The following is a 13,831-nucleotide window of genomic DNA, read 5'->3' as shown; positions in this document are numbered from 1 at the left end:
GGTTAATCACTGAGATTAAATGCGACGGTATTGAAACCTGCGTCTACATAAGTTATCTCACCGGTAATTCCACTAGCCAGATCACTGCATAAGAATGCAGCGACATTGCCAACTTCTTCGATGGTGACATTGCGTCGTAGCGGAGAGACTTTCTCAGTATAACCTAATAACTTTCCAAAGTTTCCAATACCGGAAGCTGCCAGAGTTTTAATTGGTCCGGCAGAGATAGCATTAACACGTATTCCTTTTTGACCCAGACTGGAAGCCATGAAGCGAACATTTGCTTCAAGACTGGCTTTGGCTAATCCCATTACATTGTAGTTGGGCATGACGCGAACAGCACCCAAGTAGCTTAATGTCAAAAGTGCGCCATTTCTGTTTTGCATTAATGGCAGAGCAGCTTTAGCAAGAGCGGAGAAACTATAAGCACTGATGTCGTGCGCAATTTGGAAAGCCTCTCTATTAACACTTTCTAGGTAATCTCCACTTAGAGCTTCCCGGGGTGCAAAGGCAATCGAATGGATAATACAATCCAGTCCGTCCCAATGTTTCTGCAGTTGCTCAAAGCACATCGATATTTCATCGTCACTAGCTACATTGCAGGGAAAAAGTAAGTTACTGCTAAATTCAGCGGCCAGTTTCTCAACCCGTCCACGAAGCTCTTCACTTTGATAAGTGAACGCTAATGATGCACCTTCGCGTTTCATGGCGCTGGCAATACCATAAGCAATCGAGCGGTTACTGAGTAATCCTGTAATGAGCACGCGTTTATTTGCTAGAAATCCCATAAATTTTCCTTGTAAAATTGAGCATTTTGGCAAATTATAGCCGAAGGGTTGAATTAGGTGGTGTTAAACACAAGAATGAGTTGAAGATGTGGGTATCATTTTGACTTTAAACAGATTCCGAAAAGCCGCGTTTGCAATGAAAATTTTATTAATTAAATTTTGGTTATTGATTGTTATTATTGTGCAATTAGCCGCATGTGGCGAGTATAGTTGGAATAATCCTTATGCTGCATCGGATGCAGGGAAAAATATTCTTTATAGCGTATTTAGTGAACGCCCTAAGCATCTTGATCCGGTGCAATCTTACAGTTCAAACGAAATTCAGTTTACTGCCCAAATTTACGAGCCTCCCTTACAGTATCATTATTTGAAACGACCTTTTGTTTTAATTCCGGCAACTGCAGACAAAATGCCCGTTGTGAGATATTTTGACGCAGAAGATAATCAGCTGCCGGATGAAGCGCGTTCCGACGATATTGCTTATAGTGTTTATGAGATCTCGATTAAACCAGGAATTTCCTTTCAACCACATCCAGCTTTTGTAATAGATGAACAAAATAATTGGTTATATCATGCACTGAATGAGGACGTATTAATATCGATATTTAAGTTGTCCGATTTTCCATACACGCATACTAGAGAGTTAGAAGCCGAAGATTATGTATATCAGATTAAACGTCTGGCTCATCCAAGATTGCATTCTCCAATATACGGACTCATGGCGGATTACATAGTGGGGCTGAAGGACTACGCCGCTAAATTGAAGCATGCAGAACAAAATCGACCTAAGGAAGAAGCATACCTGGATCTGAGGAAGTATCAGCTGGAAGGAGTTCAACTAATTGATAAATATACATATAGCATAAAAATACATGGCAAGTATCCTCAATTTCAATATTGGTTAGCTATGCCTTTTTTTGCGCCGATTCCTTGGGAAGCAGATCGCTTTTATTCTCAACCGGGATTAGTGCAAAAGAACATAACACTAGATTGGTATCCAGTTGGTACAGGTCCCTATATGCTCACTGAAAACGATCCCAATCTGCGCATGGTGTTGGAAAAGAATCCGAACTTTCGTGACGAATACTATCCGGTAAATGGTATGTCTGAAGATGAGAAAAATGAGTTGCTAAAGGATGCAGGAAAAAAACTGCCATTTATTGATAAAGTTGTCTATACCCGGGAAAAAGAAAGCATTCCCAGGTGGAATAAATTTTTACAAGGCTATTATGATGCCACCGGCATAGGCTCCGATAGTTTTGATCAAGCGGTTCAGTTAGTGGGGCAAGGAGAGGCTACAGTTACTCGAGAAATGGAAGAGCAAGGAATCAGATTGGAAACAACCGTGGCGGTATCAACTTATTATATGGGTTTTAACATGCTGGATCCTGTGGTGGGCGGGAGAAATGAACGTGAACGTGAATCAGCTAGAAAGCTTCGTCAGGCAATTTCGATTGCGGTAGATTATGAAGAATTTATTTCAATTTTTGCAAATGGTCGAGGGATACCTGCGCAAAGCCCGATTTCGCCTGGAATTGTGGGTTATCGTGATGGCCGGGCAGGTATTAATCCGATAGTCTATGACTGGATTGATGACCAGCCACAGCGAAAATCAATAAAAACTGCCAAGGCTTTGCTTGCAGAGGCCGGGTATCCAAATGGAATTGATCGGAAAACGGGAGCGCCATTAATTTTGTATTTTGATGTGACAGCACGTAGTTCTGAAGATAGATCCAAGCTGGATTGGATGCGTAAGCAATTTCAAAAATTAAATATACAATTGGTAGTCAGAAGTACTGATTACAATCGTTTTCAGGATAAAATCCGGAAAGGTAATGCACAAATCTTCGAGTGGGGCTGGAATGCAGATTATCCTGATCCGGAAAATTTCTTGTTTTTATTATATGGTCCTCAACGTAAGGTCGGAATTAGCGGTGAGAATGCTGTAAATTATGATAATGACGAATATAATCAGCTATTTGAAAAGATGAAGAATATGGAGGACGGAGCGGAACGACAATTGATCATAGATCGTATGGTAGAGATATTACGTTATGATGCGCCTTGGTTGTGGGGGTATCATCCTAAAGACTATGGTTTATATCATTCTTGGTATCAGAATGTTAAGCCTAATAGAATATCGAATAATAATCTCAAATATTTCAAAATTGATGCTAATTTGCGAGAAGCTAAACGCCAGGAATGGAATCAGCCTGTGTTTTGGCCTATTGCATTGATATTATTTATTCTGGTGATTAGTATTATTCCCGCTGTAAATGCTTTCCGTCGTTATGAAAGTAGTTCTGCGATACGTATAGTCTGAGTTAAAGATAACAACTGATAATGCTTAGTTATATTGTTAGACGTTTGTTTTTTGCGGTACCGATTTTAATCGGAGTTAATTTACTTACATTCGCCTTGTTTTTTGTAGTGAATACACCTGACGATATGGCGCGTATGCAGTTGGGTATCAAGTATGTAACGCCTGAAGCAATTGAAAAATGGAAAGTTGAGCGAGGTTACGATAAACCTTTATTGTTCAATTCCGAAGCTGTGAAACTGGAAAAACTGACGAATACCATTTTCTTTGAGAAATCAATTTCAATGTTTATCTTTGAATTTGGACGTTCCGATGATGGTCGGGATATCGCACGAGAAATTAAGTCGCGCATGATGCCAAGTCTTGCCATTGCGTTACCTGTATTTGTATTGGGATTGCTTGTGTATGTCACTTTTGCATTACTGATGGTTTTTTTTCGTGCTACCTATATCGACTTCTGGGGTGTAGTTCTATGTGTGGGACTGATGTCTATTTCAAGTTTATTTTATATTATCGTTGGACAGTTTCTGATAAGCAAGCTATGGCACTGGGTACCCATATCGGGCTATGGGACTGGATTAGATGCAACAAAATTTTTGGTGCTGCCGGTTTTAATTGGGATTATTAGTAGTGCTGGATCGAATATTCGTTGGTATCGTACAATATTTTTAGAGGAGATGAATAAAGAATATGTGCGTACAGCTAGAGCGAAAGGACTATCGGAGCGTATGGTTTTATTCAGGCATGTGCTTAAGAATGCATTAATTCCAATTCTAACCGGTGCGGTGGTTGTGGTGCCGCTATTGTTTTTGGGCAGCCTGCTAGTCGAGTCTTTTTTCGGTATTCCAGGATTGGGCAGTTATACAATTGATGCCATTAATTCACAGGACTTTGCAATTGTTAGGGCAATGGTTTTTTTAGGCTCAATGCTTTATATTTTGGGCCTGATACTTACTGATATTTCTTATACGTTTGTTGATCCAAGAATTCGACTTACTTAGTTTGTTTTCTAACGCTAGGATTTGTTAAATAACGTGTTTCTGGTTTGTTTTAATGATATTCTGAAATATTATTGGTTTTTTATATTGCTTCAATATAAAACAAGATTGACTTATTAGGGCAATATATTCATAATTCCCTGTTTCGTTCGGAGGGGTTCCCGAGCGGTCAAAGGGATCAGACTGTAAATCTGACGGCTCTGCCTTCGAAGGTTCGAATCCTTCCCCCTCCACCAAATTAAAAAGAGTAGTAATAGCAGTTTTAGGGAGTGGGAATCCTATTTGATGGGTAGATTTTGCGCTTTCTTATAAGGTTTGATGCGGGTGTAGCTCAATGGTAGAGCAGAAGCCTTCCAAGCTTACGACGAGGGTTCGATTCCCTTCACCCGCTCCAGATTTGAGTGGTGTCAATTGTAAATTGTAATTAATGTTGTTTGTGTATGCTTGCCCATGTAGCTCAGTGGTAGAGCACTCCCTTGGTAAGGGAGAGGTCGCCAGTTCAATTCTGGCCATGGGCTCCATAGGTTGAATAGATTTTATGGTTAAAGCACGTAAAGGGGAAACAAGACATGGCAAAGAGTAAATTTGAGCGGTCGAAGCCACATGTGAATGTTGGAACGATAGGGCACGTGGATCATGGTAAGACTACGCTTACGGCAGCAATTACGACGATATTGACGAAGAAGTTTGGTGGAGAAGCGAAGAGTTATGATCAAATTGATTCTGCTCCGGAAGAACGTGCGCGTGGGATAACCATAAACACAGCTCATGTTGAATATGAGACGGATAAGCGTCATTATGCTCATGTGGATTGTCCGGGCCATGCGGATTACGTAAAGAATATGATTACGGGAGCGGCCCAAATGGATGGAGCGATATTGGTTGTATCTGCAGCCGATGGTCCGATGCCGCAGACGCGAGAACATATTTTGTTGGCGCGCCAAGTAGGTGTTCCTTACATCATTGTGTACATGAATAAAGCAGACATGGTTGATGATGCTGAGCTGATTGAGTTGGTGGAAATGGAGATACGTGAGCTGCTATCGAAATATGATTTTCCAGGTGATGATACGCCGATTATAGTTGGATCGGCGTTGAAAGCGCTTGAGGGTGATCAAAGTGATATTGGTGAGGCTTCCATTCTGAAATTGGCAGATGCGCTAGATAGTTATATTCCACAACCGGAGCGTGCTATTGACGGTGCCTTTATTATGCCGGTTGAAGATGTATTTTCAATATCTGGTCGCGGAACTGTTGTAACGGGTCGTGTAGAGAGAGGCATAATCAAAGTGGGTGAAGAGATTGAGATAGTGGGTCTCAAGCCGACACTAAAGACAGTATGCACGGGGGTCGAAATGTTTCGTAAGCTTCTGGATCAAGGGCAGGCAGGAGACAACGTGGGGATACTTTTGCGTGGTACGAAGCGTGAAGAGGTGGAGCGAGGCCAAGTATTGGCGAAGCCGGGCAGCATATCACCCCATACTAAATTCACGGCGGAGATTTATGTATTAAGTAAGGAAGAAGGTGGAAGGCATACTCCGTTTTTTCCCGGCTATCGTCCCCAATTTTATTTTAGAACGACAGATGTGACGGGAGCGATAGAGTTGCCAGCGGGAACAGAGATGGTGATGCCTGGGGATAATGTTTCGGTGACGGTAAACTTAATAGCGCCAATTGCGATGGAAGACGGATTGCGTTTTGCGATACGTGAAGGTGGAAGAACTGTTGGTGCAGGCGTTGTGGCTAAAATTATTGAGTAAGTACATTCTCCGAAAGACTGAAATAATAATTGTTCTTACATTATTATAACTCCAGTAATGTTTCAGATAATAGGCCAGTAGCTCAATTGGCAGAGCGTCGGTCTCCAAAACCGAAGGTTGGGGGTTCGATGCCCTCCTGGCCTGCCATATAGGTAATTAGTGGAATTATTAAATAGAAAGTAGTTATAAAAAATAATTCTAGTAAAAATTCAAACGACCATAGATACTTTGATGGATGTTTTTGTAAGGTACAAGGGATTCAAAAGGTGAATAAATTAAAGCTGTTGCTTGCAGTGTTTTTTGTTTTGGCAGGTGTCGCTGGATTCTTTTATTTGAATGAAAGCGCTATGGTTATTCGTGTTTTATCTATATTGATAGGGATATTGTCAGCGGCCATTATTGCTAAGTTTACGACTCAAGGGAAAAACTTTTACGCTTTTTGTAAAGAATCCTCTGAAGAGATAAAAAAGGTCGTGTGGCCAAGCCGTAAGGAATCCCTTCAGACATCTGGCGTGGTGTTTGCTTTTGTTGTTGTGATGGCTTTGTTTTTATGGCTCATCGATGCAGCTCTGATGTCTCTTGTGAAACTTATGATGAATCAAGATGCTTAAATTTCTCTGAGGAAAGAATGAGTATGAAATGGTATGTAGTTCACGCTTATTCAGGGTATGAGAAAAGTGTGCAGAGAGCATTAAGAGATCGTATTGATCGTGCTGGCATGCAAGATAAATTTGGTCAAATTTTGGTGCCAGTGGAAGAAGTGATTGAAATGAAAAGCGGACAAAAGAATATTAGTGAACGAAAATTCTTTCCAGGGTATGTTTTGGTGGAGATGGAAATGTCTGATGATACTTGGCATTTGGTTAAGAATATAGACAAGGTAACGGGTTTTGTCGGTGGATCAGCGATGAAGCCAACACCAATAAGTCAAAAAGAAGTAGATAATATACTCCACCAAATCCAAGAAGGCGTGGAGAAACCAAAACCAAAAATCCTATTTGAAATAGGAGAAGCTATTCGTGTTAAGGATGGTCCATTCACTGATTTTCATGGCAATGTAGAGGATGTTAATTACGACAAAAGCAAACTCAGAGTATCGGTGTCAATTTTTGGTCGACCCACACCAGTAGAATTAGATTTCAATCAAGTTGAAAAATCCTAGATAGTGTTTATTCTTGAAATTAATAAACTGAAGAACAGCTGTGTGAGTGTTGATTGGTATTATAGATAACTGGGGAGAGTGATTCATCACTCGTTTAACCCATAAGGAGAGCGTAGTGGCAAAAAAAATAATTGGTTATATTAAATTACAGGTGCCGGCAGGTAAGGCTAACCCAAGTCCACCAATTGGTCCTGCATTAGGGCAGCGGCAGCTAAATATTATGGAATTTTGTAAAGCATTTAATGCAGCTACGCAGAAAATTGAACCGGGATTGCCCGTACCGGTAGTAATTACTGCCTATGCTGACAAAAGCTTTACATTTGTGATGAAAACTACGCCCGCATCGGTATTAATAAAGAAAGCTGCTGGAATAAGTAAAGGAAGCGCTAGACCGCATGCAGATAAAGTTGGGAAATTGAATCGTAATCAGGCAGAAGAAATAGCAAAAACAAAAATGCCGGATTTAACCGCAGCGAACTTGGATGCTGCAGTGCGTACTATAGCAGGAAGTGCTCGCAGTATGGGCATAGAAGTAGAGGGTATATAAAATGACACGTTCATCAAAGCGCTATATAACCATAGCAGAGAAAGTTAATCGCAATAAAATATATCAAATCGATGAAGCACTTGGATTAGTTAAGGAAGCAGCTACGGCCAGATTTGATGAATCTATTGATATCGCAGTAAATTTAGGGATAGATGCGAAGAAATCCGATCAAGCGGTGCGTGGATCGGTAGTTTTGCCCGCAGGAACTGGAAAAATAGTTCGTGTTGCAGTATTTGCTCAGGGAGATAAAGCTAAAGAAGCGCAGGAAGCGGGGGCAGATATAGTAGGATTTGAAGATTTAGCAGCTGATGTCAAGGCGGGAAATATTAATTTTGATATTGCAATTGCAAGTCCAGATGCTATGCGGGTAGTCGGTCAATTAGGTCAAATCCTAGGGCCTCGCAGTCTGATGCCAAATCCAAAAGTAGGAACTGTGACTGCAGATATTGCGAATGCTGTTAAGAATGCTAAAGCTGGACAAATACAATTTCGAGCTGACAAAACAGGTATTATTCATTGCACGATTGGACGAGCATCATTCGAAATAGATGCATTAAAACAGAATTTGAAGGCGTTAGTTGATGCGCTTAATAAATCTAAGCCAATCTCATCAAAGGGTGTTTATCTAAGAAGAGTTTCTGTTTCTAGCACCATGGGTGTCGGTGTCAGGATAGATCAAACAAGTATAATACAGTAATAAAGACAGAACTTTGTGGGCTACTAATAAATATAGAAGTATATATGGATTAGTAGGTTGTCAAAGACCGCTGGGGTATGTAAATAATGATCTGATTGAATGGGATTTTATTTGAAATACTTAAAATTTGTTTACTGAATTGAGAAATAAAAAATTTTATTTTTTCTCAATTCAAATGAAGACCCAGCGTAGATGGTGAACCCAAAACAGGAGTCTTGTTTTCCTGGTTTAAGGTTGCCAATTTGTAGTACTTAGAGTAATTAATTTAATTACTCTAAGTGTTATTTTTACAGATGGAGAATGAACCTTGAGTCTAAATCTTGAAGAGAAAAAAGCTATAGTAGCTGAAGTGAGCACCCGGATATCTAATGCTCAAGCTATCATTATTGCAGAGTATCGAGGATTAGAAGTTGGTCAATTGACTCAGCTAAGAGCAAAGACTCGTGAATCAGGAATTTATTTTCGTGTCATAAAAAATTCATTGGTTCGTCGTGCTGTTGCTGACACACCTTATGCTGAACTAGCCAAGCATATGGTGGGGCCACTTGTTTATGGTATAGGTACCGATCCAGTCGCAGCTGCAAAAGTATTGCATGAATTTTCCAAAGGGAATGACAAATTCGTGATTAAAGTGGGTGCAATAGGGAATCAGGTAATATCACGTGATGAAATTACTGCACTAGCTGCGCTGCCGAGTCGTGATGAATTGTTATCTAAATTACTGGGAACAATGCAAGCACCTATAGCTAAGTTTGTTCAAACGCTTAATGAAGTGCCAACTAGATTTGTACGCGGTTTAGCGATGGTGCGCGATAGTAAATAGCTTATCAGCTTCTATTTTATATAAATAGCTTAATATACAGGAAATTACTAGGAGATAATTATGGCCGTAACGAAAGACGAAATATTGGAAGCAATTGCAAATATGACAGTGCTTGAATTGTCAAAGTTGATTAAAGAAATGGAGGAAAAATTCGGGGTGTCTGCAGCAGCAGCTGTTGCAGTCGCCGCTGCACCTAGCGGTGGTGGGGGAGCGGCAGCTGAGGCAGAGCAAACTGAGTTTACTGTGATTTTGTCCTCCGCTGGCGAAAGTAAAGTGAATGTTATTAAAGTAGTAAGAGCGGTGACTGGTCTAGGTTTGAAAGAAGCAAAAGATTTAGTTGATGGGGCACCAAAACCCGTTAAGGAAGGTGCATCCAAAGATGAAGCAGATTCAATTCAGAAGCAGCTGGTAGAGGCGGGTGCTACTTGCGAGATTAAGTAGAGAGGTAATTTTATAGGGCTGGTGGGAAGAGATTAACGCTGCCAGCCCTTGATATTTTGACCATCTGAGGTGCCGTTTTTTGGCATTTCAGCAATTGATAGTTACTTGACTTCAACTATTCAACCCTCAGTCTTCTTCTCCCGGAGAAAACTCATGAGCTATTCGTTCACAGAGAAAAAACGTATTCGAAAAAGTTTTGCCAAGCGTGCAAGTGTTTTATCAATTCCTTTTCTACTTGCAACTCAGATAGAATCCTACGCGGCTTTTCTGCAGGAAAATATCGCACCTAGTAAACGTCGGATTCAAGGATTACAGGCTGCTTTTAATTCAATTTTTCCAATTGAGAGTCATACCAAAAATGCACGTTTAGATTTTATAAGCTATGAGCTTGGTTCGCCAGTATTTGATGTAAAAGAGTGTCAGCAACGAGGATTAACTTATGCATCGCCCTTGCGTGCAAGAGTAAGACTGACAATTATGGATAAGGAAATATCCAAGCCAACTGTTAAAGAAGTCAAAGAGCAGGAAGTTTACATGGGTGAAATTCCTTTGATGACGGAGACAGGATCTTTTGTTATTAATGGGACTGAGCGTGTGGTTGTTTCTCAATTGCATCGTTCTCCAGGGGTATTTTTTGAACATGACCGTGGAAAAACTCATTCTTCAGGAAAATTGCTATTTTCTGCACGGATTATTCCATATCGTGGATCATGGTTAGATTTTGAGTTTGATCCAAAAGATTGTTTGTATTTTAGGATAGATCGTCGCCGTAAAATGCCTGTAACTACGTTGTTGAAGGCAATTGGTTGTACTTCTGAGCAAATATTGAAAGAGTTCTTTATTTTCGATTGCTTTCATTTTTCAGACAAAGGAATACGGTTTGAGCTCGTGCCGGATCGCTTGCGTGGAGAAGTAGCAAGTTTCGATATTTTTGCCAAAGGCAAAAAAATAATTGTTCAGAAAGATAAGCGGATTACAGCTAAGCATATTCGAGAAATGCAAGAAGCTAAAATTGATCAATTAGAAGTTCCTGAAGATTTTTTATTGGGAAGAATATTGGCACAAAATATAGTCGACCCAGATACCGGTGAAATTATAGCGCTTGCTAATGATGAAATCAGTGAAGAAACGATAGCAAAGTTTCGCATAGGAAATGTAAAGAAAATTAATACGCTATATGTTAATGATCTTAATCATGGTGCCTATATTTCTCAGACATTAAAAATTGATGAAACAACCGATGAAATGAATGCACAGATTGCAATCTACCGTATGATGCGACCTGGTGAACCGCCGACAGAAGATGCGGTTAAAGCTTTATTTGCCGGGTTGTTCTACTCGCCAGAACGATATGATTTATCCGTAGTAGGCAGGATGAAATTTAATCGTAGAGTAGGAAGAATCGAGTTGACAGGATCACCAACGCTATCGAATGAAGATATTATTGCGGTGATCAAAATTCTGGTAGAACTGAGAAATGGGCGAGGGGAAATAGATGATATTGATCATCTTGGAAATCGACGTGTGCGTTCAGTTGGTGAGTTGGCGGAGAATCAATTTAGATCCGGCTTGGTGCGTGTAGAGCGTGCGGTCAAAGAACGTTTGAGTCAGGCGGAATCAGAAAATCTGATGCCTCATGATTTAATTAATGCAAAACCAGTGTCTGCAGCTGCTCGAGAATTCTTTGGATCCAGTCAGCTGTCGCAATTTATGGATCAAACTAATCCATTATCTGAAATAACGCATAAGCGTCGCATTTCGGCATTGGGGCCCGGAGGATTGACACGGGAAAGAGCGGGCTTTGAAGTGCGTGATGTCCATCCGACACACTATGGTCGTGTGTGTCCAATCGAGACCCCAGAAGGGCCTAATATTGGTCTTATTAACTCACTGGCGCTATATGCACGAACCAATGAGTATGGATTTATAGAAACGCCTTATAGCAGGGTTAAGAATAGTCAAGTAACTGATGAAATTGATTATTTATCAGCAATTGAAGAAGGCAACTTTATGATTGCTCAAGCTAATGCTGAGCTTGATCACAATCATCGATTGATTAGTGAGATTGTATCTTGCCGTTACAAAAACGAATTTGCACTGTCTTCACCTGATCGTATTGAATACGTGGATGTGGCGCCAGCACAAATTGTATCGGTGGCGGCATCCCTAATCCCGTTTTTAGAGCATGATGATGCCAATCGTGCATTAATGGGCTCAAATATGCAACGTCAAGCAGTTCCCTGCTTGCGCGCGGAGAAGCCGCTCGTAGGTACAGGAATTGAAAGGGTTGTAGCAATGCATTCCGGTACTACTGTTCGGGCTAAACGAGGTGGAATAGTCGATTATGTGGATGCAGGTCGAATTGTAGTGCGTGTGCATGATATCGAAACGCACATGGGAGAGGTTGGGGTGGATATTTATAACCTTATAAAATATACACGTTCCAATCAAAATACAAATATTAATCAGCGTCCTTTAGTTAAGGTTGGTGATAATATCAGCAAAGATGATGTTATTGCAGATGGTGCATCCACTGATATGGGTGAACTTGCGTTAGGGCAAAATATGTTGGTGGCATTTATGCCGTGGAATGGATATAACTTTGAGGATTCTATCCTGATTTCAGAACGGATCGTGGCTGAAGATCGTTTTACTTCTATTCATATAGAAGAACTATCAGTTGTAAGTCGTGACACCAAGTTAGGTACTGAGGAAATAACGGCTGATATTCCAAATTTATCTGAGTATCAGTTAGGACGTCTTGATGAATCGGGTATTGTTTATATTGGTGCAGAAGTTGAAGCCGGTGATGTTCTGGTTGGCAAAGTTACACCCAAAGGTGAAACGCAATTAACACCGGAAGAGAAGTTATTGCGCGCTATTTTTGGTGAAAAAGCATCAGATGTAAAAGATACTTCGCTGCGAGTTCCATCAGGCATCTCGGGAACTGTAATTGATGTGCAAGTATTTACTCGTGAGGGTATTGAGCGGGATAAGAGAGCTCAAAATATTATTGATGATGAGCTCGATCGCTACAAAAAAGATTTGGCAGATCAGATGCGCATTGTGGAAGAAGATGCATTTTCTCGTCTTGAGCGCTTATTGATAGGTAAAGTTGCTACGGGAGGGCCAAATAAGCTGGCAAAAGGGAAAGAAATTACTGTCGAATATCTACAAAGCTTTGATCCACATTACTGGTTTGATATCCGTTTGATGGATGAGGACGCGAGCATACAATTAGAGCAAGTACGTGAGAGTATGGTGCAAAAACGTAAGGCATTTGATGTTGCATTTGAAGAGAAAAAGAAAAAGCTTACTCAAGGTGATGAACTGGCACCTGGCGTACAAAAGATGGTCAAGATTTATATCGCGGTCAAAAGGCGTTTGCAGCCGGGTGACAAAATGGCAGGACGACATGGTAATAAAGGTGTTATTTCCAAAATTGTACCTTTGGAAGATATGCCCTATATGGCTGACGGGACGCCTGTTGATGTGGTATTAAATCCCCTAGGTGTTCCTTCGCGAATGAATGTAGGTCAAATTCTTGAAGTGCATTTAGGGTGGGCAGCGAAAGGTCTCGGTAAGAAAATTGATGGAATGCTAAAAGCACAAAGAAACATAAATGAAATTAGGGATTTTATTGATAAGATTTATAATGAAAGCGGTAAGAAAGAAAATATTTCCTCTTTGTCAGACAAAGAGATTTTATCATTGGCTGAAAATCTGATAGCTGGAGTTCCTTTTGCTACACCAGTATTTGATGGTGCAACTGAAAAAGAAATCAAAGACATGTTGGAGCTTGCAGGATTGCCAAGATCGGGTCAAATTACATTATACGATGGCCGAACAGGGGAAGCTTTTGATCGATCGGTTACTGTTGGGTATATGCATGTTTTGAAGCTTCATCATTTGGTGGACGATAAAATGCATGCGCGTTCAACAGGTCCTTATAGTTTAGTAACACAGCAACCATTAGGTGGTAAAGCACAGTTTGGTGGACAGCGCTTTGGTGAGATGGAAGTCTGGGCATTGGAAGCATATGGAGCTGCATATACCTTGCAGGAAATGTTAACTGTCAAATCGGACGATGTCACAGGGCGCACTAAAGTTTATGAAAGTATTGTTAAGGGCGATCATAAAATTGATGCTGGAATGCCGGAGTCATTCAATGTATTGGTAAAAGAAATACGTTCACTGGGTATGGATATCGATTTGGAACAACATTAATTGTTTCCAGGAATGGAATGGTTAGTTTTACCTATCCCATCATGCATATTACATAAATTTCATCAAAA

Annotated in this window: 11 protein-coding genes and 4 tRNA genes; 14 read left to right on the top strand and 1 reads right to left on the bottom strand. The window is 40.6% G+C overall.

Annotated elements, in window-relative coordinates; all coding sequences use genetic code 11:
* Window positions 1–2: 2 nt before the first annotated feature.
* The gene (locus CPG39_RS04285; RefSeq protein WP_096292216.1) at window positions 3–788 is read right to left on the bottom strand and encodes an enoyl-ACP reductase FabI; all 786 of its coding nucleotides are present in this window, start codon (window positions 786–788) and stop codon (window positions 3–5) included.
* Between the two features lie 136 nt (window positions 789–924).
* Here CPG39_RS04285 and CPG39_RS04280 point away from each other — a divergent pair, with 136 nt between their 5' ends.
* The 14 genes from CPG39_RS04280 to rpoB all read left to right on the top strand — a co-directional run bounded on the left by CPG39_RS04280 (window position 925) and on the right by rpoB (window position 13,763).
* On the top strand, window positions 925–3,111 hold the full coding sequence (locus CPG39_RS04280) for an ABC transporter substrate-binding protein (RefSeq protein WP_096294253.1): 2,187 nt from the start codon (window positions 925–927) through the stop codon (window positions 3,109–3,111).
* 20 nt (window positions 3,112–3,131) lie between these two features.
* Complete coding sequence (locus CPG39_RS04275; protein ID WP_096292215.1) at window positions 3,132–4,109, top strand: ABC transporter permease; 978 nt, start codon at window positions 3,132–3,134, stop codon at window positions 4,107–4,109.
* Between the two features lie 148 nt (window positions 4,110–4,257).
* A tRNA-Tyr gene (locus tag CPG39_RS04270) sits at window positions 4,258–4,342 on the top strand.
* Between the two features lie 84 nt (window positions 4,343–4,426).
* Window positions 4,427–4,500: transfer RNA gene (locus tag CPG39_RS04265), tRNA-Gly, on the top strand.
* A gap of 52 nt (window positions 4,501–4,552) precedes the next feature.
* Window positions 4,553–4,627, top strand: a tRNA-Thr gene (locus CPG39_RS04260).
* A gap of 48 nt (window positions 4,628–4,675) precedes the next feature.
* Window positions 4,676–5,866: an elongation factor Tu gene (gene tuf / locus CPG39_RS04255; RefSeq protein WP_013647103.1), complete on the top strand. Its 1,191-nt coding sequence runs from the start codon at window positions 4,676–4,678 to the stop codon at window positions 5,864–5,866.
* A gap of 71 nt (window positions 5,867–5,937) precedes the next feature.
* Window positions 5,938–6,013, top strand: a tRNA-Trp gene (locus CPG39_RS04250).
* Window positions 6,014–6,132: 119 nt separating this feature from the next.
* A complete protein-coding gene (gene secE, locus CPG39_RS04245; RefSeq protein WP_096292213.1) occupies window positions 6,133–6,477 on the top strand; it encodes a preprotein translocase subunit SecE in 345 nt (114 codons plus the stop codon).
* 17 nt (window positions 6,478–6,494) lie between these two features.
* On the top strand, window positions 6,495–7,028 hold the full coding sequence (gene nusG, locus CPG39_RS04240) for a transcription termination/antitermination protein NusG (RefSeq protein ID WP_013647994.1): 534 nt from the start codon (window positions 6,495–6,497) through the stop codon (window positions 7,026–7,028).
* A 115-nt stretch (window positions 7,029–7,143) separates the two neighbouring features.
* Window positions 7,144–7,575, top strand: coding sequence for a 50S ribosomal protein L11 (rplK, locus tag CPG39_RS04235; RefSeq protein ID WP_013647993.1), 432 nt, complete (start codon window positions 7,144–7,146; stop codon window positions 7,573–7,575).
* Window position 7,576: 1 nt separating this feature from the next.
* Window positions 7,577–8,272 (top strand): 50S ribosomal protein L1, encoded by a 696-nt coding sequence (rplA, locus tag CPG39_RS04230; protein ID WP_096292211.1) that lies wholly within the window; start codon window positions 7,577–7,579, stop codon window positions 8,270–8,272.
* Between the two features lie 307 nt (window positions 8,273–8,579).
* Entirely contained in the window at window positions 8,580–9,095 is a 516-nt protein-coding gene (rplJ, locus tag CPG39_RS04225) for a 50S ribosomal protein L10 (protein WP_096292210.1), read from the top strand.
* Between the two features lie 60 nt (window positions 9,096–9,155).
* Window positions 9,156–9,536, top strand: coding sequence for a 50S ribosomal protein L7/L12 (rplL, locus tag CPG39_RS04220; RefSeq protein ID WP_013647990.1), 381 nt, complete (start codon window positions 9,156–9,158; stop codon window positions 9,534–9,536).
* A gap of 153 nt (window positions 9,537–9,689) precedes the next feature.
* Window positions 9,690–13,763 (top strand): DNA-directed RNA polymerase subunit beta, encoded by a 4,074-nt coding sequence (rpoB, locus tag CPG39_RS04215; protein WP_096292208.1) that lies wholly within the window; start codon window positions 9,690–9,692, stop codon window positions 13,761–13,763.
* The last annotated feature ends 68 nt before the right edge of the window (window positions 13,764–13,831 follow it).

Source organism: Nitrosomonas ureae (genome assembly GCF_900206265.1).
Classification (GTDB): domain Bacteria; phylum Pseudomonadota; class Gammaproteobacteria; order Burkholderiales; family Nitrosomonadaceae; genus Nitrosomonas; species Nitrosomonas ureae_C.
Note: the sequence above shows the minus strand (reverse complement) of the source record. Positions and strands in the feature narration are given on the sequence as shown.